This is a genomic window from Streptomyces sp. RLB3-17, assembly GCF_007113425.2.
Lineage (GTDB): Bacteria > Actinomycetota > Actinomycetes > Streptomycetales > Streptomycetaceae > Streptomyces > Streptomyces mirabilis_D.
Window position 1 is genome coordinate 11,501,618 of the sequence record NZ_CP041610.2, and the last position, 18,449, is coordinate 11,520,066.

The 18,449-nt window shown below is 69.1% G+C and carries 16 protein-coding genes and 3 pseudogenes; 6 read left to right on the top strand and 13 right to left on the bottom strand.

Annotation, left to right across the window (positions count from 1 at the left end; translation table 11 throughout):
* Positions 1 to 546: 546 nt before the first annotated feature.
* Positions 547 to 1,302 (bottom strand): annotated as a pseudogene (locus tag FNV62_RS51960) (transposase); the annotation flags it as partial.
* Entirely contained in the window at positions 1,297 to 1,548 is a 252-nt protein-coding gene (locus FNV62_RS51965; RefSeq protein WP_143630354.1) for a hypothetical protein, read from the bottom strand. The pseudogene FNV62_RS51960 and the gene FNV62_RS51965, both read right to left, overlap by 6 nt.
* A gap of 226 nt (positions 1,549 to 1,774) precedes the next feature.
* Between FNV62_RS51965 and FNV62_RS51970 the strand changes: the two genes are divergently transcribed.
* A complete protein-coding gene (locus FNV62_RS51970; RefSeq protein WP_225900725.1) occupies positions 1,775 to 2,950 on the top strand; it encodes an acyltransferase family protein in 1,176 nt (391 codons plus the stop codon).
* 72 nt (positions 2,951 to 3,022) lie between these two features.
* Here FNV62_RS51970 and FNV62_RS51975 read toward each other — a convergent pair whose 3' ends face one another.
* Positions 3,023 to 4,531 (bottom strand): ISKra4 family transposase, encoded by a 1,509-nt coding sequence (locus FNV62_RS51975; protein WP_143630358.1) that lies wholly within the window; start codon positions 4,529 to 4,531, stop codon positions 3,023 to 3,025.
* 71 nt (positions 4,532 to 4,602) lie between these two features.
* Positions 4,603 to 5,145, bottom strand: a complete 543-nt coding sequence (locus FNV62_RS51980) for a hypothetical protein (RefSeq protein WP_143630360.1) — start codon at positions 5,143 to 5,145, stop codon at positions 4,603 to 4,605.
* Positions 5,146 to 5,374: 229 nt separating this feature from the next.
* Here FNV62_RS51980 and FNV62_RS51985 point away from each other — a divergent pair, with 229 nt between their 5' ends.
* A complete protein-coding gene (locus FNV62_RS51985; RefSeq protein WP_144316276.1) occupies positions 5,375 to 5,782 on the top strand; it encodes an SgcJ/EcaC family oxidoreductase in 408 nt (135 codons plus the stop codon).
* A 68-nt stretch (positions 5,783 to 5,850) separates the two neighbouring features.
* On the opposite strand, the gene FNV62_RS51990 is transcribed toward FNV62_RS51985, so the two are convergent.
* From FNV62_RS51990 to FNV62_RS52015, 6 genes are all read right to left on the bottom strand, one after another.
* Positions 5,851 to 6,813, bottom strand: coding sequence for an RNA polymerase subunit sigma-70 (locus FNV62_RS51990; protein ID WP_143630362.1), 963 nt, complete (start codon positions 6,811 to 6,813; stop codon positions 5,851 to 5,853).
* Positions 6,814 to 7,011: 198 nt separating this feature from the next.
* Positions 7,012 to 7,695 (bottom strand): adenylate kinase family protein, encoded by a 684-nt coding sequence (locus tag FNV62_RS51995; RefSeq protein WP_143604836.1) that lies wholly within the window; start codon positions 7,693 to 7,695, stop codon positions 7,012 to 7,014.
* A gap of 12 nt (positions 7,696 to 7,707) precedes the next feature.
* A complete protein-coding gene (locus tag FNV62_RS52000; RefSeq protein ID WP_164331908.1) occupies positions 7,708 to 7,872 on the bottom strand; it encodes a hypothetical protein in 165 nt (54 codons plus the stop codon).
* A 138-nt stretch (positions 7,873 to 8,010) separates the two neighbouring features.
* Positions 8,011 to 8,565 (bottom strand): transposase, encoded by a 555-nt coding sequence (locus FNV62_RS52005; RefSeq protein WP_164331909.1) that lies wholly within the window; start codon positions 8,563 to 8,565, stop codon positions 8,011 to 8,013.
* Positions 8,566 to 9,575: 1,010 nt separating this feature from the next.
* Positions 9,576 to 9,959: a nuclear transport factor 2 family protein gene (locus FNV62_RS52010; protein ID WP_143604839.1), complete on the bottom strand. Its 384-nt coding sequence runs from the start codon at positions 9,957 to 9,959 to the stop codon at positions 9,576 to 9,578.
* A gap of 29 nt (positions 9,960 to 9,988) precedes the next feature.
* Complete coding sequence (locus FNV62_RS52015; protein ID WP_181360979.1) at positions 9,989 to 10,396, bottom strand: hypothetical protein; 408 nt, start codon at positions 10,394 to 10,396, stop codon at positions 9,989 to 9,991.
* Positions 10,397 to 10,532: 136 nt separating this feature from the next.
* Here FNV62_RS52015 and FNV62_RS52020 point away from each other — a divergent pair.
* Positions 10,533 to 11,938 (top strand): annotated as a pseudogene (locus FNV62_RS52020) (transposase).
* Between the two features lie 333 nt (positions 11,939 to 12,271).
* On the opposite strand, the pseudogene FNV62_RS56610 reads toward FNV62_RS52020, so the two are convergent.
* Positions 12,272 to 12,505 (bottom strand): annotated as a pseudogene (locus FNV62_RS56610) (ISAzo13 family transposase); the annotation flags it as partial.
* A 64-nt stretch (positions 12,506 to 12,569) separates the two neighbouring features.
* A complete protein-coding gene (locus FNV62_RS52025; protein ID WP_143604840.1) occupies positions 12,570 to 13,838 on the bottom strand; it encodes a cytochrome P450 family protein in 1,269 nt (422 codons plus the stop codon).
* 222 nt (positions 13,839 to 14,060) lie between these two features.
* Here FNV62_RS52025 and FNV62_RS52030 point away from each other — a divergent pair, with 222 nt between their 5' ends.
* The 3 genes from FNV62_RS52030 (at position 14,061) to FNV62_RS52040 (ending at position 17,462) form a co-directional block, all read left to right on the top strand.
* Entirely contained in the window at positions 14,061 to 15,758 is a 1,698-nt protein-coding gene (locus tag FNV62_RS52030; RefSeq protein WP_143604841.1) for an FAD-dependent oxidoreductase, read from the top strand.
* A 39-nt stretch (positions 15,759 to 15,797) separates the two neighbouring features.
* The gene (locus tag FNV62_RS52035; RefSeq protein WP_143604842.1) at positions 15,798 to 16,805 is read left to right on the top strand and encodes an amidohydrolase family protein; all 1,008 of its coding nucleotides are present in this window, start codon (positions 15,798 to 15,800) and stop codon (positions 16,803 to 16,805) included.
* A 120-nt stretch (positions 16,806 to 16,925) separates the two neighbouring features.
* Positions 16,926 to 17,462, top strand: a complete 537-nt coding sequence (locus FNV62_RS52040; RefSeq protein WP_143604843.1) for a hypothetical protein — start codon at positions 16,926 to 16,928, stop codon at positions 17,460 to 17,462.
* Here the strand turns inward: FNV62_RS52040 and FNV62_RS52045 are convergent.
* Positions 17,419 to 18,336, bottom strand: coding sequence for an IS5 family transposase (locus FNV62_RS52045; RefSeq protein WP_225900726.1), 918 nt, complete (start codon positions 18,334 to 18,336; stop codon positions 17,419 to 17,421). The genes FNV62_RS52040 and FNV62_RS52045 overlap by 44 nt on opposite strands.
* Positions 18,337 to 18,449: the final 113 nt, after the last annotated feature.

The following is an 18,449-nucleotide window of genomic DNA, read 5'->3' on the forward strand; positions in this document are numbered from 1 at the left end:
CTGGTGATCTGCGAGTTGCTCGGGGTGCCGTTCGCCGACCGGGCCGAGTTCGGTGCGCGCAGCAACCGACGACGTGGTGGCCCAGTTGCTCGCGCAGGCCCGGAACGGATACTCCCACTGATCCCCATGCTGCCGCACCGCTGGAAGGGCTCCAACGTCCTCGGCGCAGCCGGACGGATAACACGGTCCCTTCGGCCTCTGGTCCGACCCGGCGGAGTCCGAAGAAGGGAACGCTGCCCCGGGCCCAGCAAGCCCGAACCCCCTGCGGAGTAGCGGAACCCCAGCAAGATCAATCTCACCGGGATTTCTTGTACCTCAACTACTGACACCCGGGATCGTGTGCTTGATCTGGAGTCTTCGCCGACGGCGCCTGTTGCGGCGAGAGCTATACGCCTAACCTCGCCGTTTCGGTTGGGCTGAGGCGGCTGCGTTGATCATCAACTGTTGGGTGGTCGAGGCGATTCTATTGTTTGGGCATCGTGGAGGCCCGGCGCAATGGTCGGGTTCTCCGGGTCCTTCGGATCGTGGGTGGGCGGGGGGCCTCGGTCAGTCAACCGGTCGGGGCAGTGCGGCGAGGCGGTGGAAGGCCGTGGCCAGTTCGTGTCTCCAGGGCCAGGTCGCCGAGATCCGCAGGCGGAGGCGGCGTCCACCGCGGGTGAGGCGGGCGGCAACGTGTAGCAGCCGGTAGCGAAGTTTCTTGGGTTCGGCGGCGGCGAGTTCGCCATCCAGCAGGAGGACGCGGGCCCAGGCGAGGAGATCGATCGCCGTGAGGCTGAGTTCAAGCCAGGTGGCGTTGACGTCGAAATGGCGGGAGGGGAAGCGGCCGAAGCCAGTGTTCTTGCCGCACCGGATGTGGTCCTCGACGGTGGCGTGTCCGCGGTGGCGGACCTCAAGGAACTGTGCGGAGCCGCCGCCGGAGTACGGGGTATCGGTAAGGAATACCTGGTGCCGCAGGCCCTCGTCGTGGTCGAACAGGGACAGTTGGGCGTCGGGGTGCGGTCGTTCGCGCCGCACGGTGATGCGGGTGCCGACCGGGTAACCGGCGAGGTCGACCATGCCGGTCAGTTCGGCGACCTCGGCGCCGTCTCGCATAGTCCCGTTCTGGTCCAAGGCGGGATGCCAGAGAGCTCCGGGCAGTGAGCGGATTGCACGACGGACTGGCTCGGTGACCGCGTATCCGACCGAGAACCGCAGGTTCAACCCGTACTCGCGCAAGGCCCAACGGGCGCCGGTGATGTCCAGGCGGTCTTTGGCCAGGTGGCGGCATGCTCTCTCGGTGATGCCGGTGGCGATCGGCTAGCTGCGTCCCAGAGCGGTGTCGTAGCGCAGGTGTTCGGCCTTGCTGGTCAGGTAGTTCACGGCGTCGTCGATGCCCTTGCGCTTGGTGCCGCGCAGTCTTGCGGCTCGGGCGGCCGCTTTGAGCGCGGCGGCGGTCTGCTGGACGCCACCGGCCAGGAGGGTGCGGGCGTGGCGGGCGACCCATGCTTCGGCGGAGGCGTCGCCGGTGTCGTGCAGGCACCAGGCCGCTCGCCACAGATATTCGAGCACGTGGATCAGGTCGACGATGATGTGGATGTCCGCGCGCGCTGTTCTGCTTCGGTCTTGATGAGGTCGACCGGACGGGCCGTCACGCGTCCCAACAGGAGATCGTGTGCTCGACAACCATTTCGTCTGCCCGTTGGTCATGCCATCGGGGTTCATAGGGCCCTGACAGCAAAGAACAACACTGGAACGGGGATGCATGACCCAGGCGGAGCACAGGGGACGGGTCGACGTGGCCACGAGGCGTGAGAACGAGGGGGCGGTCGCACCCAATGTGCCGCTTCCGCGGGCGGCGCCTGCGGGGCGGGTGATCGTGGCCAGGCCGGCCGTCCGCAGGGACCGGCTCGCCGCGCTGGACGGCCTGCGGTTCCTGGCGGCGCTGGCGGTGGTGCTGTTCCACTTCGTCGGCCAGACCCCCTGGTCGATGATCACGATCTGGGGCCGCCCGTATCGGAGCACGTTCCCCGAGGCGCATGGGTACTTCGCCTACGGCCGGCTCGGCGTCGACCTGTTCTTCCTGATCAGCGGGTTCGTCATCTGCATGAGCGCGTGGGGGCGCACCCCGCGCGACTTCTTCATCTCGCGCGTCACCCGTCTGTACCCGATGTACTGGATCGCGATCGTGGTGTCGGCGTGCGTCATCTACCTGACCAACAGTCCGTTCGGGCACCCCAACCCGCGGCTGCTCTTCGCGAACTTCACGATGTTGCAGACCCCGCTCGGCGTGGACAACCTGGACTCGGTCTACTGGACGCTCTGGCCGGAGCTCTGTTTCTACCTCACCTTCGCGGTCGTGGTGTGGAAGGGCCTCAGCTACCAACGGGTCGTGATTTTCTGCGGGTTGTGGACGGTCGCCGCGGTGCTGGCGCCGGGCGCCCAGATCCCGTTGCTCTCACTGATGGTCAACCCGACGTCCGCCCCGTACTTCATCGCGGGCATGGCCTTCTACCTCATGCACCGGTACCGGCCGACACCGCTGCTGTGGGGCATCGTCGCCATGTCGTGGCTGCTGGCGCTGCACTTCCTGCTGGCACCCGGCGGCGGCCGCAACAACTGGGCCACCTGGGCTCCTTGGCGCGGCTGGCTGATCGTGGTGACCACGGTGTTCTTCCTGCTGATCGCCGTCATCGCACTCGGCTGGACCCGCTGGATCCGCTGGCGCGGCCTGACCGTCGCCGGCACTATGACCTTCCCGCTGTATCTGCTGCACGACACCATCGGCATGACCATCGCGCACTACTACGGCGACCGGGTCGCCCCCTGGGCCCTGGTCGGGGTCACGTTGAGCGCGTTGATCGTCCTGGCGTACCTCGTGCACCGGTTCGTCGAGCGGCCGATCGCACAGGCCATGCGGCGCTGGCTGAACACCGCGGCGTTCGGTCTGCAGCCGCCGACGCCGCGCCGCTGAACGGACGGTGTCCCGTCCTGCCCGCTCCCTGAAACGGTGAAGGGTGCGGTTCGTTTCGAGTGACGGTCGCGATCAAGCGGTGAGGGCGTAGTTCTGCTGGTTGGGGTAGAGGCGCTTGTGCTCGCGGGCGGTATGGAAGCGCCAGTAGGGGTCGAGGTCTCCGTTGGAGACGATGGCACGCAGTTGCAGGACGGCTTCGGCTCCGGGCAGGCCCCAGCGGGCGCCGGTGTTGTCGAGGGGGTCGGCGATCAAGTGGCGGCAGGCGCCCTCGACCGCGCCGGTGGCTATCGGCCACCCGCTCGCAAGTGCCGTGTCGTAGCGGAGCTGGTCGAGGTGGCAGGCATCGACGGCGTAGCGCCGGGCGGTTGACAGTCGCTCCCGGGTGGCTTGTGCGGTCATGGCGTGGGCGGTGCGGGCGGCGTGGCCTGCGAGGATCGCGGTCAGATGGTCGGCTGCCCAGGCTTCGGCCTCGGTGGTGCCCGGTTTGTGGAAAGCGTGGGCCGCGGCCCAGACGTACTCGGCGACGTGCACGAAGTCCAGCAGCACGTGCACCGTGACGCCGCGTCGATCGGTCTCGGCGGTGATCAGGTCGAGCTGGTGACGGGCACCGTCGACCAGGACGACCCACGGCCGCAGATGCCTCGGGTCGCGCGCCTCGGCCTGGTCGAAGGCATCGGCGATGACCTGCTCGGGCGGACGGATCAGGGAGGCGGTGCACCACTTGTTCTCCGCCTTCGGCCCCGGGCGAGCGGGACGTTCGCCGCTGCGCCCGCCGGGCGGGTGGATCACATCGTGCGGACGCCGGGGAGCCGGGCGGGTATCGAAGACGCAGGCCACGGTCGCCATCCGCTTGCGGTTCGGCTTCTCGCCCGGCGCGAGCCGGCCGCGATGACCGGTCGCGGCCGTCGTGGCGGCCCGGCGGGTGGCCTCGCGCAGAGCCTCGGGCCGCATGACCACGCCCTTGCCGTCCACTTGGACCACCAACGGCATCTCGCGGCTGCACGGAACCGGAATCCTGGTCCGGTAGAAGTCGTCGACGTCGACCGCGGCGGCGACCACGAGCTCTTCCAGCCTGCGCTTGCCGAGCACTTTCCTGCAGCGGCGCTCGACCGCATCGTGCGCCTGGTCGAACGAGCCGCGGACAGCCTCGGTGACCGCGAGCCGACGCAGGCCCATCGAATGCCGGCCAGCTGGCAGCGACAGCGCGACGTCGGCGGGATGGACATTGCCCAGGCCCCGGCCCCGGTGGGCAACCCGCGTGACCCGGACCAGTCCGAACACGCTGGCCAGCCAACGCGAGTGTCCTGTCTCCCGCCAGGGCCGCACCTGCCCCTCCGGCCCGGTCACGGGCGGCCCGCCGCTGCCACGGACCTCTTCCTCCTCCAGACTCGCGCGCAGGTCCAGATGGTCCTGCAGCAGCTGTCGCAATAGCTCCCTCCCGGCCACGTCGAGGCGTTCTTCCAGCTTGGCGTGGGTCCACGCGCTCGCCTCGCGGCCCGACAAGGTGCACCTCAGGGTCTCGAAGGCGCTGACCGAGCGCGCAAAGGGGTCAGTGGTGGCATGAGTGTCGTACGGTTTCATCTCCGGGGCTCTTCCCGTCCTGCTTCGACATGGGTCGCACCTTCGAATGTAGGACCGGAAGAGCCCTTCTATTAACGGGAGTTGGGCGAAGCAGCCATCCGGCGACGGGCCGGGGTGAGCATCCCCGGAATGTCCTCGTCCAGCCAGCCCTGCTCCACCAGCTGCTTCAACTTCGACCGCGTGCCCTCGATCTTCCCGGTCTCGGACGGCAGGCCGATCCTCGGCACGATCTGCTTGGCGCGGACCGGCCCTGGCGTGTCTGCCACCACCTCCAGGATGTCCCGATACGCCCGCGGCAGGACCTCCGAAGCCATCCCGGGCTGCCAGTTCGGCACCGTCAGCACCCCGATGACCTGCCGCTCGGCCCCCGCATACGCCGACGCGAGCCGCTCACCCGCAGCCGGCTGTCCAGCATCGACGGCCGCCGCCGACTTCTCCGGGGTCATCTCCGCGAGCACATCGGCGACCGTCTCCCGCGCGATCCGCAACCGCTCCAGGCTCTCCCGGGCCAGCTCCAACTTCCCGGCCAGCACGGCGACCTCGGCCTCCAACTCCTCCACCCGCACCCGGGCAGCCACCTCGTGCGCTTCCAACTCCTCAAACAGCGAGCCCATCCGCCACTCTCCTCCACCACCACGGTAGAGAGGAGCAGCCCGGAACACAGCCCGTCCGCATCGTCCACGCCCTCCGGTCGGCTTTCAAGCAGCGGCAGGCCGACGGTGCGGAGGGGACTGCGCTCCGAAGAGAAGATCTTGAGGTTCGCGCGATGAGTTCCGAAAGGGACGCCGGTATGTACTCACGGGCCCCTTCGGTCCCGACCAAGTGCAATGACTGGAGAGAACGATGTCCGACAACCGCGCGAACGACACGGCCGCGATCACTGCCGTCCTTGAGAGCCTCTACAAGGCATGGGACGCCGGCGACGCCGACGCCTTCGTCGCCGACTACACACAGGAGGCCACCGCGATCATGCCGGGCTCCTACCGCGCCTCCCGCGAGGAGGTTCGGCAGGGCATGGCGGCGGGGTTCGCCTCCTTCCTGAAGGGCACCACGACGACCAACCGGCAGCTGGGGATCCGGTTCCTGGGCCGCGACGGCGCGATCGTCGTGAGCGAGGCCGGCATCCTCTTCCCCGGCGCGTCCGAGGTTCCCGCCGACCGGATCGTGTACGCGACCTGGGTGTTGGAGAAGCGCGACGATGCCTGGCTGATCGCCGCCTACCACAACAGCCCGGTCAAGTCCGCTAGCTGATCGAAAGTCAGTCCTGCCCGGGTCCGCCCGCACCTGTCGGGCGGACCCGCCCGACAGGTGCGGGCGGATCAGCCGTCGACCTTCTGCGCCAAGCCGAAGGCGGCGAACACGTCGGCGTCCTGGAAGACCGAGATACGGCTGATGCCGCCAGCCGTGACCGTGAACACCTGCAGGGTGTGCAGCTCGAACATGTCGGCGTCCCCGCGCCGATAGGCGGCGAAGCCGGCCTGCCCGTTGGCCCGCACCGGCAGCAACCGCCAGGCCTTGCCGGCCTTGGCGAACACCCAGCCCATGAAGCTCGCGTAGTTCTCCCGGCCGGTGAACCAGTTGACCATGGGCGGCATCTCCATGAGGACGTCCTCGGTCACCACCTGCAGCAGCCCTTGGATGTCCGCCCGGACGAAGGCCGCCATGTACCGGTCCACCCACGACCGTTGCTCTGCGTCGGAAGGCTCTGCGACCTGCTCCTGCAGCACTCCCGCGGCCCGGATCCGGGCGCGAGCCCGCTGCAGCGAGCTGTTCACGGCCGCGGCCGAGGTCTCCAGGATGTCCGCTGCCTCCGCCGCCGGGTAGTCGAGCACGTCGCGCAGGATCAGGACGGCGCGCTCTCTCGGTGACAGCAATTGCAGTGCTGCGACGAAGGCCAGCCGCAGGCTGCCCCTGTCGATCGCCGCGGTGGCCGGGGCGCCCAGGCCGAGCAGGCTATCCGGGAGTGGCTGCAACCAGGTTGCCTCCCCGCCGTGGACGAGCGGGCGCAGCGGTTCGCTCTCGGTGACCAGACCCGAGGGCAGGGGGCGGCGGCCGAGCCCGTCGAGCGCGGTCAGACACGCATTCGTGGCGATCCGGTACAGCCAGGTCCGCAGGGAAGCACGCGATGGGTCGTAACGGTCCCGCGCGCGCCAAGCCCGCAGACACGTCTCCTGCACGAGTTCCTCGGCGTCGTGGACCGAGCCGAGCATCCGGTAGCAGTGCGCCAGCAGTTCCGGCCGGTACCGCTGCACCAAGGTCTCGAAGTCCCCCGTCGACGTCATCCCCGCGCTGCCGCCCTTCCGGTCTGCTCATCCGCCCCTACGGTAGCCGCCTCACGGGGCCGGTTGCAGCCGTTCTGCTGCCGGGAACATCGGTCGCGGCGGGAGCTGTGCTCTCTCTCGACGACGGCCGAACGCGGTTCAGGCACGGATTTCGTGAAGTCGATCGTGCTTCCGTGCACTGGGTGACGCCCTGTCATATCAGGTGGATACCTGATGCTGTCGCAGCGCGGTGAGCGCGAGACTGGCTATCTCGTCGGGAGTGCCGACAGCGTCGACCGTGACGAGGAGCCCTTGCCTTGCGTAGTGCCGGATGATGGGTTCCACCATCGCTTCGTAACTGTTGAACCGACTGCGGATCCTCTTCTCTTTGTCGTCCTCACGCTGATAGAGCTCACCGCCGCAGACGTTGCACGCGCTATCGACGTCGAGGGTGTCCACCGCAGGCTCGTAGACGTGGGCTGAGTCGTTACGGCAGAGGCGACGGGCGGACTGGTGGCGGACGCGGCCCTCCACCTCCTGCTCGGGAAGGTGCAGGCGCAACACGCTGTCCAGGGGCGTGTCGAGTTCGTGGAGCAACTCGTCCAGAGCAAGCGCCTGGGCAGCGTTGAGCGGGTGCCGGTCGAGGAGGAAAGCTGTGGGGGCCGCCTGGCACAGGTGCTCCCGGACGATCGCATTGATGATCTCGTCCGGGAGCGGCCTGCCGGTGTTCATGATCTCGGCGGATCGGATCCCCAGGTCGGTGCGCTGGCGGAGGTGAGCGCGTATGAGATCGCTGAACTTGATGCGCGGCACTGCCAGGGCCCGAGCTAGCGAATCGCTCGGTGTCTCCCACGACCACGCCGGTGGTTGCAAGATGGCGATGCGCATCGAGACCGTCGCCATCAGCGGCAGATCCTAGTAGCTGTCGCGGATCGGGTGCTTGTATTGCTTACCGGTCGAGCGAGTCACCACGACACCGCCGTCCTCGTAGGAGACCCGGTCGCCCGCCGCGATGAACACCGGTCCGTCCAGCTCAACCTGGAAGTCGGCGTGGAGCAGGAACTCGCTGAGCAAAAGCATCCTGGGAAGCGGGGTAACCCCATCGATATTCAGGCGCACGACCCAAGCATCCCGCAGGGGCCGGTGCCACCGCGACTGGTTTCGGTCTGTCGGCGGCGGCTGGTCGTTTGGGGTTGGGCATGGATTCCGTGAAGTCGATCAGCGGGCCGTGACGGTCTGGGGTCGGCGGCTGGCGGCGATCAGGAGGAGTCGTTTGCGCAGTAGCGGTGGTTTCGCTCTGCCGAACATGCTGCGCTTGAGCGCTTTCAGGTCGTTGACGCGGCCCTCGACCGGTCCGGACGACCAGTCGGTACTCATGCCGTAGACGACGGCGTCGAGGTCGGGGAGCAGTCCGGCGGCGAAGCCGGCCAGGCCGCACTGGTCGTCCGCGCAGACGTCGGCGATCCAGTGCGGTAGCCGGTCGCCTTCGCGGTTGGTCATGATGGTCGCGAAGGTGCGGACGTGGCCGGCGGCGGCTGTGAGTTCGGGTGAGCGGGCCAGCAGGGTCTTGAGCTGCTGCTGGTCATCCTCGCGCAGGTGGTCGGGGTGGCGCGTTATCCAGCCGGTGGCGGTGCGGGGCGAGGGCGGCCGGGCGATCGGCGGCGTGTTCCCTGCGGCCGAACGCCCGGGTCGTAGCGGCCGGATGTAGTCGCGCAGGGTGCTGTAGCTGCAGTGTGCTCCACGTTCTTCCAGCTCGCGGTGGAGCCTGGACACGTTCGTGCAGCCCTCGGCCATGCGCTGTTCGAGGTAGGGCTTGAACCGGTCGAGTTTGCTGGTCCGGTTCCAAGCGCGCCGGGAACGACCGCAAGGAGATCGCCAAGCAGGGCGGATGGGCCGACAACTCCGCCACCATGGAGGGCTACTTCGAGGACGGCGACGAGGGAGGTGGTAACGGCCCCTTCCACCGTGGCAGGTCAGGGCGGTCCGCCTTGTCATTCCGTCGCCGGGGCGACCGCCTGCCGGGCCGGCCGCTCTATCCCTGTGGCGTCATCCTGTCCGACGCGAGTCTGCTGGAGCGGCTGCCGGTGCAGCCCACGCCGGGCGGATACCCGATGGTGCAGGCCGACAAGGAGGACGTCGATTCTCTGGGGGTTCGAGCTGTTGCAGCGGACCGAATCTCGCACTTGTGCAGCTCAGCGCCGGTTAATCGAAGAATAATCAGTGCAACAGGTGTGGTGCTATCGCTGGTTCGAGTGACAGCGGGGGCCATGGCCTGACTTGTTAGCGCGCACCCTGATCGCAAATTGGCCAAATCTCCTCACCAGAGATGGGCGTTGGGCGGTTCGGCCCTCCGGATGGACGAGCTTCGGGACAATCCCCGGTGGAGTCCGCCGCTCTGCGATGGCTGCTGTTATCCAGGCCAGGGCCGGGGCGGCGATCACCGACCGGTGAGTTTTCTCGGGGTGGGGCTGTGACCTGCGGAAACGCCGCCCGCGTGGTGTCTGGCCTGGGGAAATACCCCTCCGTAGTTCTCACGTGTTCACGGGGGTTCCCGGCCTCATGTGTGCTGGATGCGTTCCGACCGGGCCGTCCGAGAGGCTGTCGACAGTCGGCACTCTGCACGGTCGGTGCAACACGCTGTGCAGCGATGAGGAGCGGGAGGGCACTGACCTGGGGTTTCACAAGGGGAATGTGTGTTGACCTGCGAAAACCCCTCTTCGTAGTTCTCACGGCTCAACGCCGATTACCAGCAAGTTGATCGGGCGGACCCGGCTTGGGGTGCCTCACCAGGTCGTGGCGACGGAACCGTGTGCGGTCCAGGTGTCGTTCTGGAGGACGTAGCCCATGGTCAGTTGCAGACGCCAGTTCGCGCGGGTTCCGTAGACGGTTGCATCGGTGATGAAGCGGCCGACGAGGCGGGCCTCGTCGCCGTTTATGTCGACGGTGACGCTCTTCTCCTCGACGCCGTGGTAGTCGAACTGTCCGGTACGCATCTGGGCCAGCCAATCGGCCTTCGGCTGCACGTACCCGGTGATGTGCGTGAGGGTGAAGTCCTCGGCGAGCAGGTCGTCGAGGGTGTCGGTGTCGCCGTCAGTCATCGCGCGTACTTGGGCGCGGAAGGCCGCGACGACGTCTGCTTCGACGCTCGGATCGGGTGGTCTGGGCATGGTGGTTCCTACGGTCTGCGGTTCACGGATCAGCGCGTCCTGTCGGCCCGCAGGGCACTGAGGTCGATGTGCCCGGTCTGCAGCTTGGCCGCGTGCGGCTTGTTCAGGCCGGCGTCGGTGATGTAGAGGCGGTTGCCGCGCACTGCGGTGGCGGTCGGTGAGGTGAGGCCGTCCGCGGCGGTCAGTACTGTTTTGACGGCTCCCTTCGGGGAGACGACGGCTATCTGGTTCGGGCCGTTCTCCGTGGCGAAGACCACGTCGGAGCGGCGGCTCAGGAAGCTGAAGTCGTCGGCGCCCGGGAGCTTGTCGGTCACGACCTTCGCCAGGCCGGGCGTGCCCTTGGCCGTGACCGGGATGCGCAGCAGGGTGCCCTTGCTGAGGTTGGAGACCCAGACGGCTCCGTTGTGGAAGCGCAGCCCGTTCGCGCCGAGTGGCACCTCCGGCGTGGGGGCGAGGGCGGGGTCGGTCAGCCAGGCGGTCGCCGGTCCGCCGGCCGTGGGGATGACCCAGACCGTGCTCTTGTGGCTGTCGGCGACGTACAGGGTGCGCCCGGAGGGGGCGAGGGCGAGGCCGTTGGGCAGGGGAGTTCACGACCGTGGCGCTGGCCGGGGTCGCAGCGAGGACGCCGGCGGTGGTGAGGCCGGCCGCGATGGCTCCAGCTGCCAGCTTTCGGGCGAGATTCATGTAGTTCCCCGCGATCGCAACAAGACGCTGACCTGCCTGGCCGGCGCCGAACCGGTGGCCGGTGCCCAGCACGCAGCGGTGCAGCGGCTGCAGTTCTTCCTGTCCGAGTCGACATGGGACCAGGAAACAGTCAACGCCCGCCGCCTGGAACAGCTGCTCGCCGACCCGGCCACCGCCCCGCATTCAGGCGGGGTGCTGGTCATCGACGACTCCGGTGACCGCAAGGACGGGACGGCGACCGCACACGTGGGCAAGCAGTATCTCGGCTCGGTCGGGAAGATCGACCGCGGTGTGGTCACCGTGACCACGTACTGGGCGGACGAGCGCGTCTACTACCCGGTGCACTCCTGCCCCTATACCCCGGCCCATCACTTCCCCCGCGGCAAGAAACGACCCACCCGGGCTTCCGCACCAGACTGCAGATCGCGGCCGACCTGGCCGCCCAGGCCAAGGCGGCCGGGCTGGTCTTCCGCGCGGTGGCCGCCGACTGCGCCTACGGCGACCAGGACAGCTTCCGCGCCGGCCTGCCGTTCGTGATGACCCTGAAACCCCGGCACGGCACCTGGGCCTACGGCCCCGACGTCCACACTCCCGTCGACGCCGCCCGCCTCCTGGCCTGGCGGGACCCCGAACATCCCGGGGACTGGTCGCGCATCGAGCGCACGTTCCGCGACGGGCACATCGCCACGTGGTGGGCCGCCGAGGCCCGGCTGGGCTGGTGGGGCCCGGACGGGAACGTCCGCCTGGTGGTGGCCACCGCCGACCCGGCCAACCTGCCGGCGAAGGCGACCTGGTACCTGGCCACCGACCTGCCCCGCCCCGGCTCCCCACGCGTCACCGAATCGCCCTACCCGCCCGCCGCCCTCGCCGAAATCGTACGGATCTACGGGCTGCGTCACTGGGTCGAACAGAGCTACAAACAAGTCAAGGACGAACTCGGCTGGGCCGACTTCCAGGTCCGCTCCGACACTGTGATCCGGCGCCACCAGACCCTCGTGAACTGCGCTTTCAGCTTCTGCTGGAACACCTGGTTCGCCCCCCCCCCCCCCCCGCCCCCGCCCAGTCCAGCCCGCCACCCAGACGGACCTGACTTACTGTCAGACCCATTAGAGAGGGGGAGAACCCGGACCCCAGCAGCCCCAACCGGCCTGCTGGCCCCAGGCACTTCGGGCCGTCCGTGGCTGGCTGACGCCCTGGGCCACGCTGCAACGCTACTGGCGGGCATGGTCGACGAAGCCCCCGCCCGCAGCACTCCAAGAACTGATCAACACCGTCGGCACCGGCAGACCTCTTGATCTCTACTGCCCGGTCTAACAAACCACCGCTAGATCCGTTGCACCTGGAGGACGTGGATATCGGGAGCGCCACGGGCGGGCGGGAGGCCGGGGAAGCGAGCGGGCGCGTCCGGCCTGGGGAGGCTCAGCGTGCGGGGCAGGACAGCCTGCAGGGGCTGGGCGGTCGCGGCACGGACAGCCCGTACGCCGTGGGCGATCGGATCGCAGCACACGTCACCCGCCGGACAGCCGGCCGGGTGCGCGATCGTCTTGGCGTGGTGTGTCGCCGAAAACTATTCTGTTTTTGTGGGGGCCGGGTGAACCGGCCTCCCTACCCGATCGATCCTTCTCAGTGGCGCGTCTGCGCCCGCCGCCGGGACGCCTCACCCGGGGCGGCGGTTCCTCGTCCTCCTCCAGCTCCACCATGCCTCGCTGGACGCAGCCCTTGGATACCACGGCTGCGGCGGCCACCGCCGCGATGCCGCCATGTCCCAACTGTCGGGCCTCAGCGGCGTACAGCAGTCGCCGCTGCCTCTCATTCAGCCACGGCACCACCACCTCCAGCTTCTGCCGCAGTGGACCGATCAGCTCATCAAAACGCCCGGCGGCACTGGGACCCCGACCGTATGAATCCGGCTAGTCGGCGATGCGTTCAGTCGGCGATCCGCTCCGGATCGAGCACCACGGGCAGCTCGGCGAGTCCGCGGAACGCCGGGAAGGGCACGGTCAGCCAGCGCACCTCGTGCGGTGGCAGGGCCAGCGTGATCTCGGGATACCGGCGGAACAGCGTGGTGAGCGCGATGTGCATCTCCAGGCGGGCCAGCGGCGCCCCGATGCAGTAGTGGGGGCCGTGGCCGAAGGCCAGGTGGGGCTGGCCTCCGGTGCGCGTGACGTCGAGCCGGTCGGGTTCGGCGTACGCCTGCGGGTCGCGGTTCGCGGAGGTGATGGCGATCTGCACGAGGGAGCCCTTGGGGATCACCACACCCCGCATCGGGATGTCCTCGGTGGCGTGACGGAAGGTGCCGCTCTCCACCGACCCCTCGTACCGCAGCAGTTCCTCGACGGCCTGCTTCAGGCTCTCGGGGTTCGCGAGGGCCGCGCTGTGCTGGTCCGGCTTCGAGAGCAGGTGGTACACGGCGTTGCCGATGAGGTACGCGCTGGTCTTGTGACCCGCGAAGAACAGCACCCACGCCGTGGAGACCAGCTCATGGTCCGTCAGAGCGCCGTCCTGGTCCTGGGCCGCGATGAGCGCGCTCATCAGGTCGTCGCCGGGCGTGCTGCGCTTGTGCGCCACGAGGTGGACCAAGAGGTCGCGCAGCTTCCCCTCCGCCTCCTCCAGAGCCTTCTTGGCGTCCGGGCCGAACCCGGTCTTCGCCACGGTCCCCGCCCACTGGTGGGCGCGCTCGCGCTCGTCCTCCGGCACACCGAGGAGTTCGCAGATGACCTGGAGCGGCAGCGGGAACGCGAAGTTCCGGAGCAGGTCCATGGGCGCGTCGGTCGGACAGCGCTCCAGCAGTTCCTCGGTGACCTGCTGGATACGCGGACGCAGCAACTCCACGCGACGCGGGGTGAAGGCGCTCTGCACGATCCTCCGGAGCCGGGTGTGCTTGGGCGGGTCGGAGAACAGCATGTTGTCGTCGAGCGCGATGGAGGAGTCGCCGAAGATGCGGTGGTACGCGTCGAGGGCGCCGTACATGTCCTTGCTCAGCCGGGGGTCGGCCAGCGCGGCGCGCGCGTCGTCGTAACGGGTGATCAGATAGGTCTCCACGCCGTGCGGCGGCTGAAGCGGGCACACCGGGGCGGTCTTTCTCAACTCCGCGTACACGGGGTGCGGATTGGCGCGGAAGTCGGGGGTGCATCGGGACGCGGCGGCCACGGGGTCCGCGGATCCGGCTTCGGCGTGCAGGGGTGTTTGCGTCATGGCCTCGACGGTTCCCGGCGGGCAGCCGCCAGCAAACGTCCTTAGCCCATCCGGGGCGACGTCGGGACGCGGCGTCGCGATCGGAGCAACAGGAGATGCCGGGCCCGGGAAGCGCGCGAAGAGTTGATGCCGAATGGAAAGGCCCCCGAGTCGCCGTTTCCCGTGCTGGGACGTTCGGCTTCGGACGACCGACGATGACGACAGACGATAGGGGATCACCCGATGAGCAGACGAGCCGTGGAATCCGTACCGGTTCTGGTGGTAGGCGGCTCCCTGGTGGGCCTGTCCACGTCGGTCTTTCTCGGTCGCCTCGGCGTCGAGCACCTGCTCGTGGAGCGTCACCACGCGACGTCCACCCACCCCCGCGGCCGTGGGAACAACCTGCGCACCATGGAGCTGTTCCGGACCGCGGGCGTCGAGCAGGACATCCGCGCCGCGGCGGGCGCCCTGGCCGGGAACGACGGCGTCCTCCAGGTGAGCACGCTCTCCGCCGGCGACGGCCGGTGGATCGTCAAGGCCATCGACACGGGTCCGTCCCTGTCGCGGATCACCTCGTCCGGCTGGTGTCTGTGCAGTCAGAACGACCTCGAACCCGTCCTCCTGCGCTACGCCCGCTCCCTCGGCGGCGACATCCGCTTCGGCACCGAGCTGGTCTCCTTCACACAGGACGCCGACGGGGTGCACGCGGAGGTACGGGACCGTGACAGCGGCGAGAGCCGCATCGTGCACGCCCGGTATCTCGTCGCCGCCGACGGGCCCCGCAGCCCGGTGCGCGAGCGGCTGGGCATCACCCAGTCGGGACCGGGCGCGCTGTTCCACAACGTGAGCATCACCTTCCGCAGCAAGAAGCTGCAGGACGTCGTCGGCGACAGGCGCTTCGTCGTCTGCTACCTCACCGATCCCGACGGAGAGGGTGCCCTGCTGCCGGTGGACAACCGTGAGCGCTGGGTCTTCCACGCCCCCTGGGCCCCGGACCGGGGCGAGACGCTGGACGACTTCACCGACGCGCGCATCATCGCCCACATCCGCGCCGCGGCGGGCGTCCCCGACCTCGACATCGAGGTCACCGGCAAGGCCCCCTGGCACGCGGCGGACCGTGTGGCCGACAGCTATGGCGAGGGCCGGGTCTTCCTGGCCGGTGACTCGGCGCACGAGATGCCCCCCACCGGGGCTTTCGGCTCCAACACCGGTATCCAGGACGCCCACAACCTCGCCTGGAAGATCGCGGCCGCTCTGCGCGGCTGGGCCGGACCCGGGCTGCTCGACACCTACGGGACGGAACGCCGGCCGGTGGCGCTCGCGACGACCGCCCGCGCCCTGTTCCAGGCGACCGAGGAACAGCACCCGGGCTACACCCCGGAGAAGAAGCGCAAGGACGGTCCGGCCGACGCGTTGACGGTGGCCCTGTGCTACCGCTACCCGTCGGGCGCCGTCGTCGGCGCCGACCCGGACGCCGCGATCGTGCCCGACGCGTTCCAGGTGGACGGCGCCCCCGGAAGTCGGGCCCCCCACATGTGGGTGACCACCCGGGAGGGCCGGCGGATCTCCACCCTGGACCTCTACGAACGGTCCTTCGTCGTCCTCACCGGCCCCGGAGGCGAGGCCTGGCGCACCGCGGCCCGCGGTGTCACCGCACGCCTGGGCATCCCGGTGGAAAGCCACGTCGTCGGCCCGGACCACGACCTGGTCCCCGAGGACGGCACCGACTGGGTGGCGCTGCACGGCACGGCGGAGTCCGGTGCCGTCCTGGTCCGCCCCGACGGTTTCGTGGCATGGCGGTCGCCCGAGCTCGTACCGGACCCGGAACGGGCCCTCACGGACACGCTGATGACGGTGCTTCGCCGCGAGACGCCACCGAACGCCGCGGCTGAAGCCGCGGCGGAGCAGCCGCTGGCGACGGCATTCGATGGGCGCGTCTGAGTGCCTCCACTCCGCTTCTGAACGAAGAAAGAGCCCACGATGATATCAGCTCACCTCTCGGCGTCTGCCCCGGCCGACGACGACGCCCGAACCTCCCGCGTGGACGTCCACCACCACTTCACCGCGCCCGCCTGGCTCGACTGGGCCGAGGCGCAGGGCCTGGTCCGGCGCGACCGGCTGCCCTGGTGGACTCGCTGGGACCTCGACTCCGCGCTCGCCCTCATGGACCGCACGGGGATCCGCACCACCGTCATGACCGTGGCCATGCTCGGCCGCATCCAGGAGCGCAGCAAGCGCGAGGATAGCGCACGGGTCGCGCTGCAGGCGGCGGCGGAAGTCGCCGCGAGCCACCCCACCCGCTTCGCCTTCTTCACTCCGGTCTTCCTCGACGACCTCGACCTGTCGAGCTGGTCGCTGAAGTACGGCCTCGACGACCTCGGCGCCGTCGGAGTGAGCACGCGCACCAGCGCGGGCGGTGTCTATCTCGGCGACCCCTCCCACGACCGCCTCCTCGCCGAGCTGAACGACCGCTCCGAGGTCATCAGCACGCACCCGATGGACGTACCCGGTGGCAACGCCGCCGGGGCGGGTGTCCCGGGCCTGCCGCCGTTCATGTGCGACTTCCTCATGGACACGACTCGCGCGGCGATCAACCTCATCCTCGACGGCACCCTGGACCGCTACCCCAACCTCACCTTCGTCCTCCCGCACGGCGGCGGCTTCCTCCCCTACATGGCCACCCGCCTGGAGCTCTTCAGCAACCACCTCACCCCTGAGATCGAACCGTCCCGGATACGCGACTACCTGCACCGCTTCTACTACGACACGGCGGGCCCCATATCCCCGTCCTCGACCCCCACCCTCATGGCCACGGTCGACCCCGCCCGGATCCTCTACGGCACCGACTGGCCGCCCACCCCCGCCCACATCGTCTCCGACATCGCGGCACCGGCCCTGGACAGCGACCCGGCCATCGCCGACCACCAGCTCCGCGGCATCAACCGGGACAACGCGCTACGCCTGATACCGGCGCTTGCACGGGCTTGAGCCGGTTAGAAGCTGTTGTCTTTTCGGGCGTGATCGGTGCGTTTCCGCTGGTCGGGGATAGCAGTGGTGATTCCGTGGGAGTCGTGGCCTGTCGGGTCGTCGCTCCCCGGGAGGTCAGGAATGCCGTCAGTCGTCGGACTGCTGGAACAGCACGAACTCGCCGCTCGCCGTCGAGTCGACGGGCTGCGGGAGGAGGCCGACCGCATCCAGGCCGAACTGGCCGCGGCCGAGCAGGAATGGCAGGAGTGGGCGATTGCCCGCAGGCGGGTCGACACGGTGCTGGCTCCGGACGGCGGCAACACCGCCGGCACGGCGGCCACTGAGGATCCGCGGGATGCGGACGCGCCGCCGGAACCCCGGGATGCGGCGAAGCCGAAGTCGCAGGTGCCGGTGTGGCGTGAGGGGCTGGCCCGGTCGGTGCTGTCGGTGGACTACCAGTGCATCCTCACGGCGCTCGCGGACCGGGACCGGCTCCATCAAGGGCCGCTGACCTGCCAGGAGATGGCCCAAGCGTTCGGCATGGACGTGGTGCCGGCACGAGTGGAGGCCCTGCGGTCGAAGGCGAAACGCCTGGTCGCGAGGGGCTGGCTGGCCGAGCGGCAACCGAGCCGGTTCACCCTTGCCCAGGGTGTGGCCGGGCAAGGCGGCGTGTCATGAGCAGGGTCATCGACCAGTAGACCATCGCCTCGGCGCTGGCGGTGCGCCGCTCGAAGTCACGCACCAGACGGCGGCTTCGCATCAGGTGGGCGAAGAGGCGCTCGACGATCCACCGCTTGGGCAGTACTACGAAGCCGCGCATGTCGTCGCTGCGTTTCACGATCGCCAGGACCAGCGCGAGCCTGGCCAGGCAGTACTCGACGAGGCTGCCGGTGTAACCGCCGTCGGCCCAGACCAGTTCCAGCCGGTGATGCACATCGGCGACCTGCCCGAGCAGCACCTGGGCGGCGATGCGGTCGCCGGTGTCCGCGGCGGTGACCATCACGCCCAGCAGCAGGCCGAGCGTGTCGACCACGACATGCCGCTTGCGGCCGTTGATCAGCTTGCCGCCGTCGAAGCCCCGGCTGTCCGCACCGACCACGGCGTCCGCTTTGACGGACTGCGAGTCGATCACTGCGGCCGTCGGCTGCGCGTCCCGCCCCAGCTCCTCGCGGACCCTCACGCGCAACCGGTCGTGGAACTCCTTGACCAGGCAGTTGTCGCGCCAGCGGCGGAAGAATGCGTAGATGCGGTCCCACGGCGGGAAGTCGACGGGCATCGCCCGCCACTTGATCCCGTTGTCCACGAGATACCGGATCGCATCGAGCATGGCCCGGTGGCAGTACCCCTCCGGCCGGCCGCCCCGGCCGCGCATCCAGCCCGGCACCGGCAGCAGCGGGCGGACCACGGCCCACTCCCCGTCCGTCATGTCCGTCGGATAGCGAGGCTGCCGCGTCCCGTTGTCGGCGGCGTTTCCGAACCGGTGAGCCAGGCAGTCACACTCCCAGGTGACCACGCTGGACTCCCCGGCCATCGGCACGCAAGACTGCTGCACCAGGGCCTCCTGCTGCTGCTCGGTGATTCGACACCAACGAGCTGTTCAGGAGGCCCTGTCCGTATGCGCCCAGCGCCCCACGACCACCCGATCGGGACTCCCGTTCGACGCGC